The 22,589-nt window shown below is 44.9% G+C and carries 20 protein-coding genes; 11 read left to right on the top strand and 9 right to left on the bottom strand.

Annotated elements, in window-relative coordinates; translation table 11 throughout:
• Window positions 1-172: 172 nt before the first annotated feature.
• On the top strand, window positions 173-784 hold the full coding sequence (locus AACS00_RS08940; RefSeq protein ID WP_110167280.1) for an alpha-ketoglutarate-dependent dioxygenase AlkB family protein: 612 nt from the start codon (window positions 173-175) through the stop codon (window positions 782-784).
• Window positions 785-955: 171 nt separating this feature from the next.
• The gene (locus AACS00_RS08935; RefSeq protein ID WP_110167158.1) at window positions 956-1,804 is read left to right on the top strand and encodes a pirin family protein; all 849 of its coding nucleotides are present in this window, start codon (window positions 956-958) and stop codon (window positions 1,802-1,804) included.
• A gap of 254 nt (window positions 1,805-2,058) precedes the next feature.
• On the opposite strand, the gene ppnP is transcribed toward AACS00_RS08935, so the two are convergent.
• Window positions 2,059-2,340: a pyrimidine/purine nucleoside phosphorylase gene (gene ppnP, locus AACS00_RS08930; RefSeq protein ID WP_110167157.1), complete on the bottom strand. Its 282-nt coding sequence runs from the start codon at window positions 2,338-2,340 to the stop codon at window positions 2,059-2,061.
• A gap of 165 nt (window positions 2,341-2,505) precedes the next feature.
• Between ppnP and AACS00_RS08925 the strand changes: the two genes are divergently transcribed.
• The gene (locus AACS00_RS08925) at window positions 2,506-2,970 is read left to right on the top strand and encodes a DUF2850 domain-containing protein (protein ID WP_072671223.1); all 465 of its coding nucleotides are present in this window, start codon (window positions 2,506-2,508) and stop codon (window positions 2,968-2,970) included.
• A gap of 51 nt (window positions 2,971-3,021) precedes the next feature.
• On the opposite strand, the gene AACS00_RS08920 is transcribed toward AACS00_RS08925, so the two are convergent.
• Window positions 3,022-5,382: a Lon protease family protein gene (locus AACS00_RS08920; protein WP_110167156.1), complete on the bottom strand. Its 2,361-nt coding sequence runs from the start codon at window positions 5,380-5,382 to the stop codon at window positions 3,022-3,024.
• A 226-nt stretch (window positions 5,383-5,608) separates the two neighbouring features.
• On the opposite strand from AACS00_RS08920, the gene AACS00_RS08915 reads away from it, so the two are divergent.
• Complete coding sequence (locus AACS00_RS08915) at window positions 5,609-6,103, top strand: hypothetical protein (protein ID WP_072671022.1); 495 nt, start codon at window positions 5,609-5,611, stop codon at window positions 6,101-6,103.
• Between the two features lie 48 nt (window positions 6,104-6,151).
• Here the strand turns inward: AACS00_RS08915 and AACS00_RS08910 are convergent, their stop codons facing one another.
• Window positions 6,152-7,051 carry a LysR family transcriptional regulator gene (locus AACS00_RS08910; protein WP_110167155.1) on the bottom strand — a complete coding sequence of 300 codons (900 nt, stop codon included), beginning with the start codon at window positions 7,049-7,051 and terminating at the stop codon, window positions 6,152-6,154.
• Window positions 7,052-7,085: 34 nt separating this feature from the next.
• Window positions 7,086-7,253, bottom strand: coding sequence for a hypothetical protein (locus AACS00_RS08905; protein ID WP_181397530.1), 168 nt, complete (start codon window positions 7,251-7,253; stop codon window positions 7,086-7,088).
• On the opposite strand from AACS00_RS08905, the gene AACS00_RS08900 reads away from it, so the two are divergent.
• The 3 genes from AACS00_RS08900 to AACS00_RS08890 all read left to right on the top strand — a co-directional run bounded on the left by AACS00_RS08900 (window position 7,252) and on the right by AACS00_RS08890 (window position 13,061).
• The gene (locus AACS00_RS08900) at window positions 7,252-8,955 is read left to right on the top strand and encodes an L-lactate permease (RefSeq protein ID WP_181397528.1); all 1,704 of its coding nucleotides are present in this window, start codon (window positions 7,252-7,254) and stop codon (window positions 8,953-8,955) included. The genes AACS00_RS08905 and AACS00_RS08900 overlap by 2 nt on opposite strands.
• Window positions 8,956-9,064: 109 nt before the next feature.
• Window positions 9,065-10,201 carry an FMN-dependent L-lactate dehydrogenase LldD gene (gene lldD, locus AACS00_RS08895; RefSeq protein WP_110167153.1) on the top strand — a complete coding sequence of 379 codons (1,137 nt, stop codon included), beginning with the start codon at window positions 9,065-9,067 and terminating at the stop codon, window positions 10,199-10,201.
• A 25-nt stretch (window positions 10,202-10,226) separates the two neighbouring features.
• Window positions 10,227-13,061 carry an FAD-binding and (Fe-S)-binding domain-containing protein gene (locus tag AACS00_RS08890; protein WP_110167152.1) on the top strand — a complete coding sequence of 945 codons (2,835 nt, stop codon included), beginning with the start codon at window positions 10,227-10,229 and terminating at the stop codon, window positions 13,059-13,061.
• Between the two features lie 63 nt (window positions 13,062-13,124).
• Here AACS00_RS08890 and aroG read toward each other — a convergent pair whose 3' ends face one another.
• Window positions 13,125-14,177 (bottom strand): 3-deoxy-7-phosphoheptulonate synthase AroG, encoded by a 1,053-nt coding sequence (aroG, locus tag AACS00_RS08885; RefSeq protein ID WP_110167151.1) that lies wholly within the window; start codon window positions 14,175-14,177, stop codon window positions 13,125-13,127.
• Window positions 14,178-14,554: 377 nt separating this feature from the next.
• Here aroG and AACS00_RS08880 point away from each other — a divergent pair, with 377 nt between their 5' ends.
• Window positions 14,555-16,261 (top strand): phospho-sugar mutase, encoded by a 1,707-nt coding sequence (locus AACS00_RS08880; protein ID WP_110167150.1) that lies wholly within the window; start codon window positions 14,555-14,557, stop codon window positions 16,259-16,261.
• 59 nt (window positions 16,262-16,320) lie between these two features.
• On the opposite strand, the gene AACS00_RS08875 is transcribed toward AACS00_RS08880, so the two are convergent.
• Entirely contained in the window at window positions 16,321-16,968 is a 648-nt protein-coding gene (locus AACS00_RS08875; protein WP_110167149.1) for a LysE family translocator, read from the bottom strand.
• A 70-nt stretch (window positions 16,969-17,038) separates the two neighbouring features.
• Complete coding sequence (locus AACS00_RS08870; protein WP_072671014.1) at window positions 17,039-17,653, bottom strand: fumarylacetoacetate hydrolase family protein; 615 nt, start codon at window positions 17,651-17,653, stop codon at window positions 17,039-17,041.
• A 275-nt stretch (window positions 17,654-17,928) separates the two neighbouring features.
• Here AACS00_RS08870 and AACS00_RS08865 point away from each other — a divergent pair, with 275 nt between their 5' ends.
• A complete protein-coding gene (locus AACS00_RS08865) occupies window positions 17,929-18,900 on the top strand; it encodes a porin (protein WP_110167148.1) in 972 nt (323 codons plus the stop codon).
• Window positions 18,901-19,147: 247 nt separating this feature from the next.
• On the top strand, window positions 19,148-19,771 hold the full coding sequence (locus tag AACS00_RS08860; RefSeq protein WP_110167147.1) for a glutaredoxin: 624 nt from the start codon (window positions 19,148-19,150) through the stop codon (window positions 19,769-19,771).
• Window positions 19,772-19,826: 55 nt separating this feature from the next.
• On the opposite strand, the gene AACS00_RS08855 is transcribed toward AACS00_RS08860, so the two are convergent.
• The gene (locus tag AACS00_RS08855) at window positions 19,827-19,961 is read right to left on the bottom strand and encodes a hypothetical protein (RefSeq protein ID WP_258306848.1); all 135 of its coding nucleotides are present in this window, start codon (window positions 19,959-19,961) and stop codon (window positions 19,827-19,829) included.
• A gap of 99 nt (window positions 19,962-20,060) precedes the next feature.
• A complete protein-coding gene (locus AACS00_RS08850; RefSeq protein WP_110167146.1) occupies window positions 20,061-20,414 on the bottom strand; it encodes a hypothetical protein in 354 nt (117 codons plus the stop codon).
• A gap of 286 nt (window positions 20,415-20,700) precedes the next feature.
• Between AACS00_RS08850 and AACS00_RS08845 the strand changes: the two genes are divergently transcribed.
• On the top strand, window positions 20,701-22,530 hold the full coding sequence (locus AACS00_RS08845; RefSeq protein ID WP_110167145.1) for a putative bifunctional diguanylate cyclase/phosphodiesterase: 1,830 nt from the start codon (window positions 20,701-20,703) through the stop codon (window positions 22,528-22,530).
• Window positions 22,531-22,589: the final 59 nt, after the last annotated feature.

The raw sequence follows: 22,589 nt of genomic DNA, 5'->3' as shown, positions 1-22,589 counted from the left end.
AATTTAGGGTTAACATGGCGAAAAAACATCCGTTTCATTACAACCAATCTCATAGTGATTTTGCATTTTGCAATTAATGCGCAAAATGCAAAAAATTGGACCGCCGATAATCGTTTTTTCGCCTGTCAAACATAAGCTAACTCTGACGACAAAAAGATTGACGAGAATGATAATGACGCCAACTCTGTTTTCTATTCAAGAGTCCACACTCTCTCCCTCATGGCTAACCATTCAGGATGGACAATTACTGTGGATTCCAAATTTTTTATCCCTTGAACAAGCCGATAACGCTTATCAACGTCTGTCATTGGAACTGAATTGGCAGCAACAAGCTATCATGATGTTTGGTAAACCAATCATGCAGCCTCGGCTTCACGCTTGGTATGGTGAAAAAGCTTATCGCTATTCCGGCTTAAGCTTAGCACCACAGCCATGGGCACCAGCCTTATTGCCCCTGAAAGCACAATGTGAGCGTGTTGCAGATCAACCATTCAATTCAGTATTAGCGAATCTCTATCGCCATGGTCAAGATTCGATGGGCTGGCACCAAGACAATGAACCCGAATTAGGTCATCAGCCTGTCATTGCTTCATTATCACTAGGAGCGACTCGGCGTTTTGCGCTGCGCCATATTCAAAGTAAAGAAAAATTAACCTTTGAGCTTAGCCATGGCTCATTATTAGTGATGGCGGGAGACACACAACACTGTTGGCAACATACTATTCCTAAAACTCGTCAAGCTTGCCAACCGAGAATCAACCTCACATTCAGGCAGATTATTTAGTGATGGGCATACACCATAGATCATAAAAACGGCCCTACATTTAGAAAATGTGTCGGAAAATATAACAATATCAATATTCAAAATTTTTGAATGACATCCTCAACTCTCTGTGCTCCCTTTTTGTGATGTAATCGGTAAGCTATGATCATCCTCTAATGATGGAGCACGATCATGAACCCCTTACGCGTCATTGAACAGATAATTCCCGCTCGAGCAACCTCGGATGGAGATGGAGTCAAAATCCGTCGTATCGCTGGTTTTAACCATGACAGGTTTTCCCCTTTCCTGATGGTCGATGAGCTGAAATCAGACCACAGCGCCGATTACATTGGCGGATTTCCTCCTCATCCTCACCGAGGCATCGAAACCTTAACTTACATGTTGCAAGGACACTTTCAACATCGCGATCAAATGGGTAACGTCGGCGAATTACGTAGCGGTGGCGCACAATGGATGGCCGCGGGGCGAGGAGTCATCCACAGTGAAATGCCAATCATGGAGCAAGGGCAATTACACGGTTTCCAAATTTGGATAAATCAACCTGCGAAACACAAGATGGCTCCCGCCCAGTATCATGATTTTCAACCTGAGACGATAACTGAATACTCAACAGACTCAGTGAGTAAGCTAAGAATCATTGCCGGAGAACTGGCTATCGACGAGCGAACGCTGCAAGGCCCACTAACTCAAACTGGCGTCGCGACCATCGTTGCCGACTGGCGCGCTCAATCGTTCAGTGAACTCACTCTAGTCATCCCAGAGCACTACAATGTATTACTCTATGCTTATCAAGGCGCGGTGGATGTGGCAGGGAAGAGCTTAAAACAAGGCGAACTCGCGGTACTATCGCGTAACTCTAACCTGCAATTATCAGCGTCAGAGGCCAGTGGCGTATTGATTTTAGCGGGAGAACCGATCAATGAGCCCGTCGTTCATTACGGTCCATTTGTGATGAATACCCACCAAGAGATTGAGCAAGCGATTGCGGATTATAATGCGGGCTTATTTGCCACCTACTAATTGCCTGATAGCTCTATACCCAAACGACTTAGAGTGGTGATCAGCCCTCATCAACAAGCTCGATGAGCAAACAAAGATGGCTGCCGCTGTAAGTGGAAAGGAAGAATAAGTTTACTGTCTATTCGACCATAAGGTCGGTTGTTAAACAAAAATAAAGCCACTGCCTAATATTTTTGTTTTTGCCACACTGATTCAGTGTGGCTTTTTTTGGTCAGCAGGAAATGTCGTTCCTATTGTGAACGATGAATAAGTCGCTATAAAAATTCACACAAATAAGCGGTCGCTTGCGACACTTGAAGATCAAACGATGAATGACCATCAACTGCAAAACTCTCTCCGCTATGAAACGTTAACCATTGTTGATCGCTCGTCCGTTTAATGGTTAATGACCCTTTGATAACGGTCATTTTTTCCGGAGCATCCGTCGCAAAGGTATACTCTCCGGGAGCCATCACACCGACGGTCATTGATTCGCCCTGCTGCTGAAAACCTAAAGATTTCACATTGCCATCAAAGTAGCTATTTTCCTTAATCATGATATTCCTTTTCTGAGATAAAATAGTTTGAGTGGCATTTTCCACTCATCACTTAACAGATACTCAAGATATCATTAGCTTAGCTTTAATGACAATATGCTATACTCAGCTTACCTAGAGGCTTTACGTAATAAATCCTAAATACTTTGAGAGAATGACGTGGTTATTAGAAAAAAACCTAGCCGAAAATACCGCCCTGATAGTCAATCGTTTCTGTTTAAAGTCCTCTTTTGGCTAATATTAAGTCTCTTGGCCGTCGGATTTGCGCTGTTAATTATCGTGAGTTATCGCGATTATATTAATCCAAAGAACGTTCATGGTTCTTGGATTGAAATTGGCGCGCCGAGCCACTTAACCGAAGTGCTCACCTTTAATGAACAAGGTGTGTTTCGTGATCATCGTTTAATTGCCACACAATTTGAATTTGATGGCAAGACAATTGCGATCAGAACAGGCACTGGCGAAACCCTTTATCAACTGTCAGGAACCACCGATTCACCACAGCTACGTCGAGTTGAACCTCCGCTACCTCATCAGCGCTTTATTCGAGCAGGCTACGAGCACACCATTTCTACCGAACCTGGACCTAGCCGCCGTTCAGCCGTATCAGAGCATTTCAGAGAACGATAATGGCTCCCGAAGGAGCCAGTAAGAAAGCGAAGTGGTAATCCAAAGCTCAGTTTATTTACGTAGTGCGTTGAGTTTAGCCTGAGCCAAGCCGAAAATCGTATCAACTGGGTAACTGCCATCTTCTGTCGCGATACCAGCAGGTTTACCAGTAAAGAGTTCAATCGCCTCTGTCACATGGTCAATCACCCAAATATGAAATTCGCCTTTTTCCACCGCTTTGAGAATATCCGCTCGTAACATCAAATGATGTTGATTCGAGCGCGGTATAATAACCCCTTGTTGTGGATGACGACCTTTGATCGAACAAACATCAAAGAAACCCTCAATTTTTTCATTCACCCCACCAATCGGTTGCGCTTCACCAAACTGGTTCATCGAGCCGGTAATCGCAATATCTTGCCGGTTAGGCTGTCTAGAAAACGCCGATACAATAGCGCAGAACTCGGCCATACTTGCGCTATCCCCATCAACACCACCGTACGATTGCTCAAAAGTAATAGTGGTCGTGAGTGGTACACGCGCGGTGCGGCCAAACACGGATTTTAAGTAAGCAGAAAGGATCATCACGCCTTTCGAGTGGATACTGCCCCCTAAATCAACGCTACGTTCAATATCAATAATATCGCCATCGCCAAACGAGGTAGTGGCGGTAATTCGGTTCGGCGCACCAAAGGCGTGATCGCTGGTCGCTAATACGGATAAAGCATTCACTTGACCAATGGCGGAACCTTCCGTGTGCAATAATGTGGTGCCATTGAGGAAGGTTTCCATCACCCCTTCTTGCAAACGGTTTACTCGCATTTGTTGGTTATTGAGTGCCTCTTCTACATGATTTTGTCGGATCATATTAGAGTTCGCTTGCCGAGCAACATAATTAGATTCACGCAATAAATTAGCAATATGGGCGGAATGCAAAGAGAGCTTATTTTGATCGCTGGTCATCCGCGAACTGTGTTCAATAATGCGCGCAATCGCTTTACGATCGCAATGCAACATATTGTTATCATGCACTATGCTGGAAATAAAACGAGCATAATGCAATTCACTTTCTGGCGTGCGCTTCATCTCATCTTCGAAATCGGCCGTCACACGAAACAGCTCACTGAACTCCGGATCATAATGCGTCAGCAATTCATAGGTTCGGTAATCACCAAATAAAATGATTTTAACGTCCAGAGGTATCGGCTCAGGATCCAGCGAGACGGTTCCGGTTAAGGTGACCTCTTTTTCTAGCGAGGTGAAACTGAGCTGACGTGAACGCAGAGCACGTTTTAAACCATCCCACACATAGGGCTGCTCCAGTACCTTCACCGCATCCATCAGTAGCACGCCGCCGTTGGCTTTATGTAAACTACCAGCGCGGATCAGTGAAAAATCGGTAAATACCGTTCCTTTATAAGTAGCAGTTTCAATATAACCAAACAAGGAATGATAGTTAGGGTTTTCTTCGACCACTACCGGAAATTCTTGCGAAGCGCGACACACCAGCACGTTAACTTTATAGCGACGCGGTAATTTTTTATCCAACGCCGCGGTAGCGAGCTCCCCTTGCTCTCCCGTTTCGTCCAAAAAGATCTCCACATTTTCGACGATATCTTTTTGTAATTCAGTTAAGTAGGTTTTGATTTCTGGGTATTTAGAATAATCAAGCTTAAGCTGTTTAATAAAATGACTGATCACGTCCAGCGTCACGTCATCATTGAGCTTTTTAATTTTTTCGCTGTAAGTCTCTTCCCATTCGGTCAACTGACGAACCATATTACGTAGACTGACTTCCAGTTCATCGATGGTCTGTGAAAAATGCTCTTGCTCTTTTTTGCTCAGGGCATCAAAGGTTTCTTCGGTATGCATTTCTTCGCCATTCATGGCGACAAACTGATACTCACCTTGGTTGGTGATCGTTAGGCTAATGTCGCGCTCTTTAGCGCGTAAAGTGATGGCTGCTAATTCTTGTTCCTGCTTTTGGGCGAGTTGGTTTTTTAAGCGGTCAGCTCGGCTAAAGTAGAGTTCATTATCAAACGCTAACGGAATCGCATTGACCAATTTGGTCATTAGTTTTTCAATATCTTGACGGAAAGTTTGCCCCACTCCAGCGGGCAACTTCAACACTCGCGGCGTACGAATATCATCGAAATTAGCCACATAACACCAATCAAATAGCGCGTTATTCTCTGGCTGATGGCGATGTAAATAACGCAAGATCATGGTACGCTTACCTAACCCATTGCGTCCAATCGCATAGATGTTATAGCCCTTTTCTTTTATCGACATCGCAAATTCAACCGCTTTTTGCGCGCGTTCTTGGCCAACAATTTCATCAATGGGAGCCAATTCTTTGGTCGATTTACATGGCAAATGCTCTAAAGTTGCAACGTGGTAGAGCTGCTCAAGATTCAATTTTTGAATCGCCATACTCCCTCCTAGTTCTTATGATTGTTATTGTGAGTGTTACTGCTTTTAGTTTTAGCCTAAGTGTAGAATAAAAGCACAATCTTTTTAGTGACTTACTACTAATTCATGGTTAAGTGAACAAATAAACAACAACCCAAGCATGAAAAATGCAAATGATAACCAGTTGCATTTGCCGTGAAATTATCTTTAAATAGAACTTCACTACCTAAGCAATATCGGAGTCACGATGGATCTCAATTTATGTTGGAGCTACTATCAAAAAGCAGAAAAATTGGTTAATCAAGGACATTGGCCCGAGGCCCATTATCTTTTCGAGCAAGTTTTGGCATACCTTCCACAACATCTGCATCACGCTGCGCAGCACGCACAAACCAAACCTTGCCAATTGGTATGCTTAATCAGCGGCCTACGAGACTGTGCGGTATATCAATCTGAAATTCTTAATACCATGGGACAGCAGAAAAACGCTTATCAGGTACTCAACCAAAGTTATGCGCTACTGCAATTTTTATCCATTGAAAACAATCCATTAGTCAGATCCGTTGCCAGCGTATTAGACAGAAATAGTCACGATTTACTCGAACACATGAATGCATTTTGTCATGCACAAAGAGCAGCATCATGGCAGTTAGAATATGCCAATGTTGAAAAAGCTCATCGCTACTTCACTCAATTAAAACATCAACAAGGGCAAATGACTGCAGGAGCGAGACTCAACTAAAAGCAAGTGATCAAAACTCGTCCATTGATCGTTGATGGCTGTTAAGGGTTAAAAATAATGGGCAATCGCTAAATAACGCTGACGAATATGCTCAATCAATAAACGAACTTTATTCGGTGGCTGACGAGTAAAAGGATACACCGCATAAATACCCAACTTTTTACCCACTTGGTCTGGAAACAGGTCGATCAATGTCCCATCTTTAAAATCATGGTAGACCAAACAGCGCGGTACATAAGCAATCCCGTGCCCGCCCAAAGCGGCTTTGCGTAGCGCCGTAGCATTATCGGTAGAAAAGCTGCCTGAAACTTCAACGATTCGGTTTCCTGCTGGGCTTTTAAACTCCCAATCACTGGCACCCGTAGTTTGATAAGCGTATTGCAAACAATTATGCGTAACAAGCTGCTCAGGCGTTATTGGTTGACCATGCCGAGCAAGGTACGCGGGCGATGTGCACACCACCCATTGCGAATCCAAAATATGCCGGGCGATCAAACTTGAGTCATCTAAATAACCCGTACGGATCACCAAATCAAAACCATCTTCTATCAAATCAACAAACCGATTATCTAACGACATATCCACCGTTAACCCTGGATAGCGATTACAAAATTCGGCAACCGCATCAGCAAGCAGCAAATCTCCAGAGATAGTCGGCACAGACATTCTGATATGTCCGCTGACATTTTCACCAAAACCTGATAAGGCATCGATGGCTTCTTGCGTGGCTTGCTTCACATTTCTGGCACTGATTAATAACGCTTTCCCCGCTTCAGTTAAGGTCAACTTACGGGTTGTACGATAGAGTAGCTGTACCGCTAGCTCTTGTTCTAAACGAGCGATTCTTTTGCTAACTACTGAATTAGTAAGATTATTTTGTTCTGCGGCTTTGCTAAAGCTTCCTAGCTCAATCACTTGAGAGAACAAAATCAGATCATCTGCGCGCACTCGATTACACCATTTTAGGAACTAATTATTTTCATTATTTCCCTATATCCTCAAAAAATAAAGGAGTAAATTCACCCGCTATTAACAAAAGCATCACAACTATAAAAATTAAACAACCGAACTCACCACTTAACTCGTACCCTACTGCACGTATTAAGTCATCATTATGAATGGAGAGTTCAAGGACGAGGAAGTCTTTCATGAGTGACACCCTACTGGCGCTGATTGCGTTTTCACCCATTGTTGTCGCAGCCGTATTGCTGGTCGGATTAAATTGGCCAGCCAAAAAAGCCATGCCGGTGGCATTTGCTTTAACGGTTGCTATCGCTTTGATCTTTTGGGATATGTCGATAACTCGCGTCCTTGCTTCAACCTTGCAAGGGCTCAGCATTACCGTTTCCGTATTATGGATCGTCTTTGGCGCGATATTACTACTCAATACACTGAAACATACCGGAGCGATTACTACCATCCGTAATGGTTTCACCGACATTTCACCCGATCGTCGCATACAAGCGATCATCATTGCTTGGTGCTTTGGTTCTTTCATCGAAGGTGCTTCTGGTTTTGGTACACCAGCCGCCATTGCGGCACCTTTACTGGTTGCGATTGGTTTTCCTGCTTTAGCCGCGGTGTTAATGGGCATGATGATTCAATCAACGCCAGTATCATTCGGAGCGGTGGGAACGCCGATCATTGTTGGTGTTAACCGTGGACTAGACACCCATAATATTAGCGAAACTTTAGTGGCTAATGGTTCCAGCTGGGACGCCTACTTACAACAAATCACCACCGGTGTTGCACTCACTCATGCAGTTGTTGGTATCTTGATGCCAGTACTGATGGCGATGATGCTGACGCGATTTTTCGGTAAAAACCGCAGTTGGACCGAAGGGTTAGATATCTTACCTTTTGCGCTGTTTGCCGGTTTGGCTTTCACTCTGCCTTATGCGCTCACTGGCGTGTTGTTAGGCGCTGAGTTTCCTGCCCTAATGGGTGGATTAGTCAGTTTAGCCGTTGTGGTTACCGCCGCGAAAAAGGGCTTTTTAGTACCGAAAACCACATGGGATTTTCCACCAGAAACAGAGTGGCCGAGTGAATGGCTTGGCTCATTAAAAATGAACCTTGATGAAATGAAAGCCAAACCAATGGGGCTGGCTCTCGCGTGGACTCCTTATGTGTTGTTAGCGGTCATTCTGGTTGCTAGCCGGGTCAGCAGTGAATTTAAAGCCATGTTACTGAGTGTACAACTGGGCTTTAATAACATTCTTGGCGAAACGGGAGTCAGCACATCGATTGACCCGCTCTATCTGCCCGGTGGCATCTTAGTCTTTGTCGCTATCTTGGCCGTGTTACTACAGTCTCGTAATCCTACTCCGCTATTAAAAGCCGTTGGCGAATCCAGTAAAACATTAGTGGGTGCTGGTTTTGTGTTGGTCTTTACTATTCCTATGGTACGAATTTTTATCAACTCCGGTATTAATGGCGCAGATCTGGCCAGCATGCCTGTGACTACCGCCAATTTTGCCGCAGGTCTGGTTGGGCAAGCCTTTCCTGCTCTCAGTGCCACCGTGGGTGCTTTAGGTGCTTTCATTGCTGGCTCGAATACGGTGTCTAACATGATGTTTAGCCAGTTTCAATTTGAAGTGGCGCAGACACTGAATATCTCTACGGTCGTGGTGGTTGCCCTGCAAGCCGTGGGCGCGGCGGCTGGTAATATGGTGGCGATTCATAACGTCGTCGCTGCCTCAGCAACAGTCGGTTTACTGGGGCGTGAAGGAGCGACTTTACGCAAAACCATCATCCCGACGGCGTATTATCTGATTGCCACCGCCATTATCGGCATGGTGGTTGTTTATGGATTTAATGTTAGTGATGTGTTGATGCTAGCCGAACACTCATGAGCAAACGATCCTGCTGTTAATATTTACCGCGGTAGCGAACAGACACCCCTCGCTACCGCGACTTACTCATTAGGTTATCCATGATCCCGTTGTTATAAGGATACAAACCATGATCATCTCTGCCTCAACTGATTTTCGCGCAGCCGCTCAAGCGAAGTTACCGCCTTTTCTGTTTCACTATATTGATGGCGGATCGTATCGCGAAGACACCCTACGTCGCAATACTACCGATTTAGCCGATATCGCCCTACGCCAACGAGTGCTCAATGACATGTCTGAATTAAGCCTTGAGACCGAATTGTTTGGCGAATCGCTGGCCATGCCTATCGCCTTAGCTCCGGTGGGCTTAACCGGCATGTACGCTCGACGTGGTGAAGTGCAAGCCGCGCATGCTGCCGCCAATAAAGGCATTCCCTTTACCCTATCGACGGTGTCGGTGTGTCCGATTGAAGAAGTCACCGCCAGCCTGACTCGTCCAATGTGGTTTCAGCTTTATGTATTGAAAGATCGCGGCTTTATGAAAAACGTATTAGAGCGCGCTAAGGCGGCTGGCGTGACGACTTTAGTGTTTACGGTCGATATGCCCGTGCCCGGTGCGCGCTATCGTGATATGCATTCTGGAATGAGCGGTCCCAATGCCGCAAGCCGACGCATTCTGCAAGCGATGACACATCCTCGCTGGGCATGGGATGTGGGCTTATTGGGTAAACCGCACGATCTGGGCAATATTTCGACCTATCGCGGGACGCCGACTAAACTCGAAGATTATATTGGCTGGCTGGGGAATAATTTCGACCCGTCAATCAGTTGGCAAGATCTCGAATGGATCCGTGATTTCTGGGATGGCCCGATGGTGATCAAAGGCATTTTAGACGTCGAAGATGCCAAAGATGCGGTACGCTTCGGCGCTGATGGCATTGTAGTCTCTAACCACGGTGGACGTCAGTTAGATGGCGTACTGTCCACCGCACAGGCATTACCTAAGATTGCTGATGCAGTAAAAGGCGAGTTAAAAATTCTTGTCGATTCTGGCATTCGTAGCGGATTGGATGTGGTCAGAATGCTTGCCTTAGGCGCAGATTGCACCTTACTGGGTCGAGCTTTTGTCTATGCATTAGCGGCGCAAGGTCAAGCCGGTGTTGAACATTTACTGGATTTATTTGATAAAGAGATGCGCGTGGCAATGACCTTAACCGGTGCTAAACGGGTGCAAGATCTCTCCCGTGATTCTTTGGTGAATCGTTAATCCGTGGTGATAACAGGAGTTCAACATGAGTGAGTTACCCTCACACTATCAGCAGCTGATCACTCAACTGGCAACCCGCGTTGCTAGTGAGCGCATCATCACTCAGCCAGCGCAGCGTTTGGCCTATGGCACTGACGCCAGTTTTTATCGCTTAGTGCCTAAAATCGTCTTACGTTTACAGTCTCTTGATGAAGTGATATTTACGATTCAGTGTTGCGCTGAACTGGGCATTCATTTTACTTTTCGCGCCGCTGGCACCAGCTTATCTGGTCAGGCGGTGTCTGATTCTGTCTTGATCACCTTAACTGATGATTGGCGTGAGCATCAAATTCTTGATGACGGCCATAAAATTCGGCTACAACCGGGGGTTATCGGCGCAGACGCCAATAAATACCTTGCCCCTTACCAACGTAAAATTGGTCCTGATCCCGCTTCAATCAATACTTGTAAAATTGGCGGTATCGCCGCTAATAATGCGAGTGGCATGTGTTGCGGTACCGCGCACAACTCTTATCGCACCGTAGATAGCATGACCATCGTTTTTGCTGACGGCGTCGTGCTTGATACCCGAGATGAGCAAAGTATTGCTGACTTCAAACGCCGCAAAGCAGACTTGCTCGCGGGCATTGAGACGTTAGCCGCGCACACTCGCGCCAATACTCAGCTCACTGAACAAATTCGTCACAAATATCGCTTAAAAAATACCACCGGTTATGCACTTAATGCGCTCATTGACTATCACGATCCGATCGAGATCATCGAACATCTGTTAATCGGCTCAGAAGGCACACTCGGCTTTATCGCTGATATTACCTATAACACCGTAGTTGAACATCGCTACAAAGCCTCAGCGCTCTTGGTTTTTGCCACTATTGAACAAGCCTGCCAAGCGGTAACCACCTTGTCCAGTACGCCAGTTGCTGCGGTGGAACTCATGGATGGTCGCGCGCTCCGTTCTGTTGCTGATAAACCTGGCATGCCAGACTTTATTGCCGAACTCGATATCGAAGCCTGCGCTCTGTTGGTGGAATCGCACGCCAGTCAACAAGTCGAACTCGATAGTCAGTGCCAAGCCATTATGGACAGCCTCAGCGATTATCAGATCATTCAATCGGTGCCGTTTACTCGTGACAGCCAAACTGTTGCCACCTTATGGGGCATTCGTAAAGGTATGTTTCCAGCTGTCGGCGCCGTCCGCGAGGTCGGCACAACGGTGATCATCGAAGACGTCGCCTTTCCAGTTGAAAAACTCGCCGCTGGGGTCCGTGAACTGCAAACCCTATTCGATCAGTATCGCTATCATGAAGCGATCATTTTTGGTCACGCCTTAGAAGGCAACTTGCACTTTGTCTTCACACAAGGCTTTGAACAGCAAGCTGAAATAGACCGCTATGGTGCATTTATGGATGCGGTTGCGGAATTGGTCGCGGTCAAGTATCAAGGTTCGTTAAAAGCGGAACATGGTACGGGGCGTAACATGGCTCCTTATGTCGAGCTAGAATGGGGCAAAGAAGGCTACGCTCTTATGCAGCGCATCAAAAGTCTGTTTGATCCACAAGGACTGCTCAATCCTGGCGTCATCATCAACGCCGATCCTCAAGCACATCTACAACACCTTAAGCCTATGCCCGCCGCCGATCCTTTGGTTGATCGCTGCATTGAATGTGGTTTCTGTGAACCCGTTTGTCCATCACGTACCTTGACCTTATCTCCTCGCCAGCGAATTGTGCTGTATCGTGAATTACAACGTCGTCAGCGAGCGGGAGAAGAGATTGCTAGCGATGAAATGAATCGTGTATTCCAATATCAAGGTATTGATACTTGCGCCGCCACTGGTTTATGCGCCGAGCGCTGTCCAGTGGGTATCAACACCGGCGATTTAATTAAACAATTACGCCAAGCAAAATACGCCAAATTTACTCCGATTGCGCGCTGGACAGCCGATCATTTCGCCACCACTACCGCACTGGTGACAACGGGTCTTAAAGTCAATCAACTGGCAACTAACGTCTGCGGAGAAGCGCGAGTCAGTCAACTGAGCCAAAGCTTACGCAAATTCAGCCAAGGCAAAACCCCCTTATGGATGGCAGAGCTGCCTCGCGCTAATCGCTATCCACTGGCAAAACAAGCAGCGAATTTGCCACGACGCGAGAAAAAAGTCGTCTACCTGCCCTCTTGCGCCAGCCGGACGATGGCGCAAGGCAAAAACGCCCTTGACCCACGGCCACTGACCGAAGTGACTTTATCCCTGCTCAACAAAGCCGGCTTTGAGGCGATTATTCCAAACGATGTCTCTTCTCAATGCTGTGGTATGCCTTATGACAGCAAAGGGATGTTTGATATTGCCACACAAAAAGCGCAGCAGTTAGAGCAAGCATTGTGGCAAGCCAGTGAACAGGGCCGCTATCCAGTACTCATCGATACCAGCCCATGTGCCAAACGCAGTATGGATCACTTTGCCCAGCCAATGCAGATTTTTGAACCGGCAGGCTTTATCAGTCAGTATGTTTTAGAGCATTTAAGCATTACTCCAAAACAAGAAACAGTCATGCTGCACATCACCTGTAGCTCACGTAAAATGGCGCTTGAGAAGACCATGTTAGCGGTCGCGCAAGCTTGCGTATCAGACGTGATTGTTCCTGAGCATATTCAATGCTGCGGTTTTGCTGGTGACAAGGGCTTTACCACGCCAGAGCTCAACCAAGCTGCCGTACAATCGCTGAAACAACAAGTACCCGCCAGCTGCCAACGTGGTTTTAGTAATAGCCGGACTTGTGAAATCGGCTTATCCCATCATAGTGGGATCCCTTATCAATCTATTTTGTATTTGTTAGATGAAGTATCAAGGCCAAATAATTAAGTTGACGCCATAAAATAGGCGCTGATTCAGCGCCTATTTTTTATCGACCAAAAACGAAATCCCTTACAGGTTACGACGCGCCTCAACCGCTTGCGCGAGCTGACGTAATACTTTTTCAGTATCATCCCAACCGATACATGCATCGGTAATCGACTGTCCATAAGTCGGTGCTTGACCATCTACTAAGTCCTGACGACCTGCCACTAAATGGGACTCAATCATCACCCCAAAGATAGCGTGTTCACCAGCGCGCAGCTGCGCACAAACGTCATCTGCCACTACCATTTGTCGCTGATACTGCTTAGAGCTATTGGCATGGCTAAAGTCAATCATGACTTTCTGTTTTAAACCGGAGACTTCTAGCTCTTGTTTAATCGCCGCAACATGCTCAGCACTGTAGTTAGGCTCTTTGCCGCCACGTAAAATAATATGACAATCAGGGTTACCCGCCGTTTCCACAATCGCCGAATGACCAAATTTAGTCACCGATAAAAAGTGGTGTGAAGCACTGGCAGAACGAATCGCATCGGTGGCAATTTTAATATTGCCATCAGTACCATTTTTAAATCCCACTGGGCATGACAGTCCCGAAGACAACTCGCGATGCACTTGGGACTCGGTTGTGCGAGCGCCAATGGCTCCCCAGCTGATCAAATCCGCGACGTATTGCGGCGTGATCATATCCAAAAACTCACTGGCGGTTGGCATTCCCATATCGGTTAAATCCAATAACAATTTACGACCAATACGCAAACCGTCATTAATTTTATAGGAATCATCAAGATACGGGTCGTTAATCAATCCTTTCCAGCCCACTGTGGTACGCGGTTTTTCAAAATATACTCGCATCACCACTTCAAGATGACCGCTTAATTCATCACGCAAGGCTTTCAAGCGCTGGCCATAGTCAATCGCGGCTTTAGGGTCATGAATAGAACAAGGGCCAATGACCACCAACAAACGATCATCTTGGTCATGTAAAATGTTATGTATCGCTTCACGGGCTTGAAATGTGGTTGAAGAAGCAGCTTCACTGGCAGGAAATTTCTCTAATACGGCCACTGGAGGCAGCAATTGTTTGATACGTTTTATATTGACATCATCGGTTTGATACATCGCTTACTTCTTCCTATTACTGATTACTGCAGGAGTTCCCATCACTGCTCGGTTATGCTCTGTAAGTAACTTAACCACTTCACCAAGCAATCACAAGCACTATTTTCGGAAATTTTCAACAACTCAGCATTCAATACAAAAACAACGGGGTGTAATTTAAAATTTACACCATTAAACATGTTCATCTTCAAACGACTTGAATATACTTTTTACATCGACTCCAATGATGGCTGGCCTTTTTGCTTGACGCTGCTGGGTTAACTGAACATCCGTTGCTATAGCAAGAAGATAAAGCGTTTAGCGATTGCGCGCCCATTAATGAGAATAAATATTACTTACAATATGTCTACTGACACTATCTACTAAAGGTGACCACGATGAACAATAACGTCACGCTCTGGTTAGCAAAAGATCCAGACCTCCGTACCCGTAAAGAATTACAAACTTTAATTGATAACCACCAGCAAGATGAAATTGCCGATCGCTTTAAATCTCGCTTAGAATTTGGTACCGCTGGCCTACGCGGTAAGGTGGGATGCGGCCCTAACCGCATGAATCGGCTGGTAATTCAAGAAACCGCGGCCGGACTTGGTCATTATCTGATCCAGCAAGTCGACAATGCCAAACAACGAGGCGTCGTGATTGGCTATGATGGCCGCCCAGATTCACAACAATTTGCGCAAGATACCGCCTCGGTACTGACCGCTTTAGGCATTAAGGTGTATCTTACCTATAAAGTAGCGCCTACTCCGGTAGTGGCGTTTGGGGTCAAACATTTACAAGCCGCCGCCGCAGTGGTCGTTACTGCTAGCCACAATCCGCCAGAATACAACGGTTTTAAAGTCTACTGGGAAAATGGCGCCCAGATCATTGCTCCCCATGACTCCGGCATTGCCAGTCAAATTGATTTAGCGGCAACGCAAGCAGTACCAACACTGGATCTCGATACAGCTCAACAGCAAGGGTTATTGGTTTGGCTGCAAGATGATTATTATCAAACCTATCGGCAAACCATCAATGCGAGCCCATTGCTGCAGCATCACACTGATCCGTCTAGTGTGACCATCGCTTATACCGCCATGCACGGCGTCGGTGCCGAAATGGCAGAAACCCTGCTCGCTGACGCCGGATTTAATAAGGTACTGAGTGTCAAAGAGCAACGCGAACCCGATGGTAGCTTCCCGACGGTTAACTTCCCTAACCCCGAAGAAGCCGGCGCTATGGACAGAGTCATAGCCTTAGCCGAATCGGTGAATGCCGAGCTCGCCTGCGCCAATGATCCCGATGCCGACCGTTTCGCGGTTGCCGTGGCGAAACCTGAAGGCGGATATCAAATGCTGACGGGCGATCAAGTCGGTGCATTACTCGGCGATTACCTGCTCCGTCATACCGCGCATCAAGCCCCATTAGTCGGAAATACCATCGTCTCTTCTAGCCTACTCAGTAAAATTGCTGCCGTTCATGGCGCGGTTTATTACCAAACACTGACAGGTTTTAAATGGTTAACTAATGTGGCAATGGCGAAGCAATCAGAGCAGCATCCATTCTTGTTTGCTTATGAAGAAGCCTTAGGTTACACCGTCGGTAATAGCGTTTGGGATAAAGATGGCTTGTCCGCTATGGTGGCCTTTGCCCAACTCGCGGCAGAACTGTATAGCCAAGGTAAAACTATTTGGGATCAATTAGAGACGTTATATCGTCAACACGGTTTATACATTACTGCGCAGCGCAGTATTGCTCTCGCGCCAGATACGCCACCCATAGGTGATCATCTACGAGCGAACCCTCCCCATACCATTGCCGGTCGTGCTGTGATCATCTGCGATGATTTAAAACTCGCCGTTCGTTATCATCAAGACGGCACGACAGAGCCGCTCACTTGGCCAAGTAGTGATGTTTTGATTTATCATTTACAAGATGGAGCGAGAGTGATTGTTCGTCCGTCAGGAACCGAGCCGAAACTCAAATGCTACTATGAAGTGGTTGGAACGTTTAGCGCAGAGGAAAGTTTTGCTGATGCAGAACAACGCACCGAAGAACAAATGGCATTGCTGATCAGCGAGCATCAAAGCAGCCTAGGATAAATAGATTCAATCCTCGCTTTATAGCAAATAAAGCGAGGATTGATTGCGATGCTGTAATTTCAAATGGACAGAAAGTTAAGCAGTAGGTCACTCAACATCCATAAGGCGAGTAAGAAAAAGATCCCGCCCATCAATTTGTGCTGATATAAACGAAACTTGGCATTCTCAAGCAAGACATGTCCGCCCCAGCCGACTAAACCTACCAGCAGTAAATTAAACAGTAACCCACAGATATTGAGTACAATCCCCAAGATTAACATTTGTTCACCGGAGCTAGCGGGGACATTGCTCGACACAAACTGTGGTAAAAACATCACAAAAAATACCAATGCCTTAGGATTAAGTAAGTTACTGACCAAAGCTCGTTGATAAAAAGTACTACTTAGTGCGTTCCCTTGAGCAAGATGAGGAGCATCACTCGCGCCACTGCGCAGACAATCAGCGCCCATTTTCAATAAATAGCCTGCACCTAACACTTGTAACACAGTGAGGGCGATTGGGCTCATCGCCACCATCGCTGAGACACCAAGGGCAGCGAGTAAGGTTAAAATAACGCCTGAGGTCGCATTGCCTAAGCTAGCAAATACGCCGACTTTACGCCCATAACTCAAGCTTGAGCTGGCAATTAATAACATGTCAGGGCCAGGTATTAACAGCAACGCAATTACCGCGGTGATGTACAGCGGTAAAATAGTCATATCAATCATTATCATCGCTCAATAGCAGCACAAAGTCGCGAATTCTATCTTAAAGCCAGCGACATTACTATTGAGGAAGCTATTCAGCCAACCATTCCACTTCAATTAAAGTTTGGTCGGCAGATTTTAAACGGCCGAGAAAAACATCACCCCGATGCACTTCACCAACCCCTTGTGGCGTTCCCGTCATCACCACATCGTTATCCAGCAAACTAGTATAAGATTGAAGGTCCGTTAAAATCTGCGCGGGAGAGAAAATCATCTGCGCAACACCACCACATTGTACTCGCACACAGTTAATGTATAGCTCTAACTGTAAAGTGGCGATATCGATGCCGGTTAAATCAATAAAACGGCTAAAGACAGCCGAGCCATCGAACGCTTTTGCCCGCTCCCAAGGTAGCTGCTTTTGCTTGAGCTGAGATTGTAAAGTTCGCTTGGTTAAATCCAGTCCAAGTCCCACACCTGCGTAATCGCCATTACGAATAAGAAAACAAATCTCCGCTTCGTAGTGCAAGGTTTCTTGATGATAGGCATGTAATTGTTTTGCAATACTGCTGTTGGGTTTATTAAACACCACCATTTGCTCTGGTAACGAGTTATTGAGCTCTTTGATGTGTTCTACATAGTTGCGGCCGACACACAGTATCTTTGATGGGTAAACCAATTGTTGTTCATAGCGTATCGCGTTCATCGCTCGTCCTTGAATAATGAGTGAGCACAAAGTGTAACCTATCTTAAAAAATCGCCAAGCTTTCATCGAAAGATAAAAATCAAAAACACCATATGAATGCCTTCACTTCCCGTCTGCAATAAAAGCAAATGAAAACATGGTCGAGTCTTTTTTCTTCCATAAAAACAAAATGTAATCGTCACATTTGAGCAATCAAATCGTCATTTAAACGTTCTACCTTACTCTCAAACCAACCATAGAGCATGAAGCTCAATTTACTAAATAGGGTAATAATAATGAAACAAGCAGCAGTGACAACCGCCATTCTCGCCGCATTGGTCTCAGGATCATCTTTAGCCGCAACCGTTTATAGCGCTGATGGCACGGAGTTGAGAATTGGTGGCCGCGTTGAATTCCGTGGTGATTTTATCGGTGATAAAGGCGCAGAAATAGATGGGACGATGAAAGATAGTACGCGTGCTCGTCTGAATGTAAGAGGCTCAACTCAAGTTGCCGATGACCTAAGAGGATTTGCTTTTTACGAAGCGGAACAGAATACCGGAACCTCAGAGTTTAAAAATCGCTACATGTATGCTGGTTTTGCAACCAATGTCGGTGATATTTCATTCGGTAAACAGGACATGGCAGCGGTACAAATTTCTAATCTCACCGATACCACCGAGTTTTCAGGGATCCAACAGTACATTACCTCAGCCTCTGATAAAACAGACAGTGTGATTGCGTATCGTGGTCAATTCGATGCACTTAATCTGCAAGCAACCTATGCCGCTAATAGTAAAGATAATGCTGATTTATATGGTATTTCTGGATTGTATTCTTTACCTATCGGACTGGACCTTGGTGCAGCCTACTCAGCTGGCGATAATGGTGTCGGTAAAGGTAAACAAAATCAATGGTTACTCGGCGTAGGCTATAAACTTGATGCATTATCGTTAGGAGCGACTTACTCTTTTGGTGATAATGATGATAAAGTCAATAGTGAATTTAATGCTCTAGAACTTGCCGCCGCTTATAAGTTAAACAAGCAGATGACGTTGAAAGGCGTTTACGGCAAAAGTGAAGATAAAATCTCTGGAAACAAGACAGATAGCGCCGATTTCTTCGAACTTGCCGCTTATTACCAATTCAACTCTGCTTTACGTAGCTACATCTCCTATAAACTGAACAATCTTGACGATGTTGTCGTTAATGGCGTTGAGACTCAGAGTGAAGATACTCTACGTTTTGGATTACGTTACGATTTTTAATGTTTCATAAACTCCATTGCATACTGTCCTTTTTGGCCAAGCTCCGCTTGGCCCTTTTCATTGCCACGCTCTAGTCCCTTACCCCCCATAACCTGTTAAATACGCATCCTCCATCGGTGAGCTCTATCTTTCCGACGATAAACTCTCAAAACTAACAAAAATTCTTATATACTTACCAAGAGTCATTGCTAAGCCACTTAAAGATAAGGCCAATGACTCACTTCTCTTGTTACCGTCGAGGTTACTTATGGCGACACCAATCAATATCACCCTATACCGGTGGGCCGGTCAATTTGGACCGTTTAAAGTCAATATTCCCTGCGGTGAATGCACACTAACTCAGGATATTCTTGAAGATACTTTTGCTAATGAACTGGCAGGCATTGAAATTAATTTACAAAGCAAAGATTGGCTTAGTCACTGGTGGGAACCACTAAAATACGGTGCTTGGCACGCTCCTATTGTGATTGTCGAAGGTAAAGTCATCAGCCAAGGTGCAGCACTCAATCGAGGGGTTCTTGTACAAGCAGTGATCGAGCAATCGGCACAACGTGAGACCTTACAAGGCAATATTGTTTATGGCAAAGCCTCTTGTCCATATTGTCAAAAAGCCAAGCTAGCCTTACAAGAAGCTGGCATTCGTTTTCAATATTTTGATGTCGTAAAAAACAGCGCCGCTCTCTATCGAATGATCCCCGAAGTTAAAGCCATCATTGGTGCTAAAACTCCAGTGACTGTCCCGCAAATATGGTTAGATGGTCAATATATCGGAGGCTATGACGCGCTGCAGACTTGGTTACTTGAACATCCTCAAACCGGTTCATTACAAGATGAGCCGCTCAATAACGTTATTTCATTAGCGAAGAAATAGCCAAAAGCCCTGAGTTTGATTCACTCAGGGCTTTTTTATATTCTTTATACTCAGATTATTTGCTGAGCTTCTTCCATACTGTTTTAATGAAAGATTTCTTCTTAGGTTTTACTTTACCGTACAATGCTTCGTGCATCATCTGCTTGGCGATAAGTTGACCAATGTAGGCTGAACCTAAATCGTTACCCATAACCCACCTCTAAATGTAATTAAATTACCGAACAAGGTTATGATAGCATAACATTAAACCAAAACAAGACACATATCACACTTTTATGTTGTAAAATTACTAACTGGTGCGTTTGGGCTGCTGATAGGTTTTTCCTGCAGCTTGATAAGTCTCTTTGTGTTTGACTGAAAACTGAGACTCAAAAAACCAAGCGATAAACTTGATTACCTCGTCGCCTTCATTCATCACATGCTCCACAAACTCCTGCTCTTGCCCTTGCTCATCAATCTCTGTCGTAACATGGTAAATCCGCGCTTCTCCGTCGACCTCGGCAAGAGCAAACTGACCCGTTAATGACGCAGCCGTATCAGCAATGTCTTGATCATCAGACTGTTTGAGCGCGTCAAGCACTTGTGGAAGCGTTGACCATTGACAAAGGCTTTTTACTAGAGCCTCAAATTGATTCTGTTGCATGATATTTCCTATAAGTTGAGTCCGGTGATTATACCCAAGTCACTTCAAGATGCGAAGGTTAGGTAATGTCGTTCGATATAGTGCCGTAATCCGCTTCTCACCATCGTTCATTCTTTACTTATTGATTCGTGACGATGAGGTCATCGCTCCCTTGCTAGCAACAGTGGAAAAATAGCCGATCCTCATCCATAGTTAATAAGTTGCAATCAAATGCTGTGAATGCTTTTTCATTTAAAAATGAGAGGAATCACGGTAATCATTAGGATATATAAAGGCGAAAAAAACTATGGTAGCAACCAGCGTTTTGACTCAAAGTGCAACGAGTCTTAACCTCATAAATGAACTCCTTTTACTCGATAGATCAGATATTTATCAACGTTCAGTCCATGTATTACATACCAACTCGAATTCTTGGGCGACTTATTTGATAGAAGTGGATAAATCGCTTTATAAAGGTAGGACATTGAGCTACGCAGGTAAAACGTCTCATCCTGTTACCTGCGATTACTCACTCAAAGGGAGCTTTTATGAGCAGTTAATTAGATGCAAGCAGGCGTATGTGGTTTATAACGATCAACATCATCGGCCATTTCACGATAATCATTTGCTCTATCATGACGCAGTCATCACCTATATCGGTGTTCCGATATACGCTGATAACGGCGATATACTAGGCATGCTTCTATCGACTTTTCATGAATTCCCAGCGGCACTAGAGGCGGAAATTGAGTTTCATTGTGTTGTTGCCCGTATTATTCGCCATCATCTTATCCATCAATGGCTAAACCAGCGCTTTGACAGCTTAGCCCAACAACTGAGTTATGAAATTTCTCATGACAACCTAACCAATCTTTTTAACCGTGATTACTTATCTGAGCGACTGGAATATTTAGTGGAAAATAGTTATCAATCATTCACTCTCGCTTATCTGGATATTGATAATTTTAAATCGATTAATGACCTATACGGCCATTACATCGGCGATCAAGTAATTAAGTTTGTTGCTAATGTTATCTTTCACTATGTCAATAAACAGAACCAAGTTTTCCGAATAGCGGGAGATGAGTTTGCTTTTATTACTTTTTCCAATGACCCACTTAAAATTTGTCAATTGATCATCGATACATTGAATCAGGGTTATCGAGACACTCAACACCACATTAAAATTCGTTTGAGTATCGGCATTGCGAAAAAATCAGCACCACCCATGACGGCGGATCAATTGATTCTCAATGCAAGTCTGGCGTTGATGGATTGTAAAAAACACAGCCTACAACAAGTTCGTTGCTATGACACACATTTAAATGATTACTATTATCGCCGAACCCAAATTGTGAGTGGGTTACGAGCAGAGCTTGAAAGCCCATTAACTGAACACTCAGAAATCTATGTCGAAATCCAACCGATCGTTTATCGCAATCAATCTCACTGGTCTTATTTTGAGGTCTTGGCTCGCTGGAAAAACAAACAACTCGGTACAATTTCTCCTTTAGAATTCATTGAGATAGCCGAACAATCAGGGTTAATAATTGAACTTGGTGAGCGAATTATCGAGTTGGCTTGCCAAGCAAAACGAGTATTAGAAACTGGGCTGAACTACAAAGTCACTTTAGGTATCAACTGCTCTGCCCATGAGTTTGCTCGTTCCTCTCACTACTTAAATCATCTCAACTTAATCATTCAACAGTATGGATTCCATCCTTCAGAGTTCATTATTGAAATGACTGAAAGCGTCTTACTGACTCAAACTGATCAAGTCTCTGAGCGTTTACATCAACTAAGAGCGCTAGGTTTTAAAATTGCGCTGGATGATTTTGGCACTGGATATTCGAGTTTAAACTACGTTCATAGCTATCCAATTGACTGCATAAAAATTGATGCCACGTTTATCCGTAACTTGTTATTAAATAAAACCTCGGAGCATGTGATTAGCTTAATCATTCAACTCGCGAAACAGTTGAATGTTGACTTAATTGCTGAAGGAATAGAGAACCAACACGAGTTAACCAAATTATATGAAATGGGTTGTGATGCAATCCAAGGTTACTATTTTTCCAAGCCTCAGCAACCACTGGCGATGGTGAACTACTTACAAAATAATCCCCCCAAGCTGTAATGAAACCACTTGGGGGGATTGTTAGCTATTGATTAGGGCAATGGCCGTTCATTGATTGA

This window comes from Vibrio sp. 11986-1-5 (assembly GCF_963878025.1).
In the GTDB taxonomy this organism is placed as follows: domain Bacteria; phylum Pseudomonadota; class Gammaproteobacteria; order Enterobacterales; family Vibrionaceae; genus Vibrio; species Vibrio injensis.
This window is presented reverse-complemented; position numbering and strand designations above follow the sequence as displayed.

What these genes read in the sequence shown, in the direction of transcription:
- AACS00_RS08890 (WP_110167152.1), top strand. Translation starts at nt 10,227, where the DNA reads ATGAGTGAGTTACCCTCACACTATCAGCAGCTGATCACTCAACTGGCA.
- AACS00_RS08880 (WP_110167150.1), top strand. Translation starts at nt 14,555, where the DNA reads ATGAACAATAACGTCACGCTCTGGTTAGCAAAAGATCCAGACCTCCGT.
- AACS00_RS08900 (WP_181397528.1), top strand. Translation starts at nt 7,252, where the DNA reads ATGAGTGACACCCTACTGGCGCTGATTGCGTTTTCACCCATTGTTGTC.
- AACS00_RS08845 (WP_110167145.1), top strand. Translation starts at nt 20,701, where the DNA reads ATGGTAGCAACCAGCGTTTTGACTCAAAGTGCAACGAGTCTTAACCTC.
- AACS00_RS08850 (WP_110167146.1), bottom strand. Translation starts at nt 20,414, where the DNA reads ATGCAACAGAATCAATTTGAGGCTCTAGTAAAAAGCCTTTGTCAATGG.
- lldD (WP_110167153.1), top strand. Translation starts at nt 9,065, where the DNA reads ATGATCATCTCTGCCTCAACTGATTTTCGCGCAGCCGCTCAAGCGAAG.
- AACS00_RS08870 (WP_072671014.1), bottom strand. Translation starts at nt 17,653, where the DNA reads ATGAACGCGATACGCTATGAACAACAATTGGTTTACCCATCAAAGATA.
- aroG (WP_110167151.1), bottom strand. Translation starts at nt 14,177, where the DNA reads ATGTATCAAACCGATGATGTCAATATAAAACGTATCAAACAATTGCTG.
- AACS00_RS08855 (WP_258306848.1), bottom strand. Translation starts at nt 19,961, where the DNA reads ATGGGTAACGATTTAGGTTCAGCCTACATTGGTCAACTTATCGCCAAG.
- AACS00_RS08915 (WP_072671022.1), top strand. Translation starts at nt 5,609, where the DNA reads ATGGATCTCAATTTATGTTGGAGCTACTATCAAAAAGCAGAAAAATTG.
- AACS00_RS08935 (WP_110167158.1), top strand. Translation starts at nt 956, where the DNA reads ATGAACCCCTTACGCGTCATTGAACAGATAATTCCCGCTCGAGCAACC.
- ppnP (WP_110167157.1), bottom strand. Translation starts at nt 2,340, where the DNA reads ATGATTAAGGAAAATAGCTACTTTGATGGCAATGTGAAATCTTTAGGT.
- AACS00_RS08860 (WP_110167147.1), top strand. Translation starts at nt 19,148, where the DNA reads ATGGCGACACCAATCAATATCACCCTATACCGGTGGGCCGGTCAATTT.
- AACS00_RS08875 (WP_110167149.1), bottom strand. Translation starts at nt 16,968, where the DNA reads ATGATTGATATGACTATTTTACCGCTGTACATCACCGCGGTAATTGCG.
- AACS00_RS08905 (WP_181397530.1), bottom strand. Translation starts at nt 7,253, where the DNA reads ATGAAAGACTTCCTCGTCCTTGAACTCTCCATTCATAATGATGACTTA.
- AACS00_RS08920 (WP_110167156.1), bottom strand. Translation starts at nt 5,382, where the DNA reads ATGGCGATTCAAAAATTGAATCTTGAGCAGCTCTACCACGTTGCAACT.
- AACS00_RS08865 (WP_110167148.1), top strand. Translation starts at nt 17,929, where the DNA reads ATGAAACAAGCAGCAGTGACAACCGCCATTCTCGCCGCATTGGTCTCA.
- AACS00_RS08940 (WP_110167280.1), top strand. Translation starts at nt 173, where the DNA reads ATGACGCCAACTCTGTTTTCTATTCAAGAGTCCACACTCTCTCCCTCA.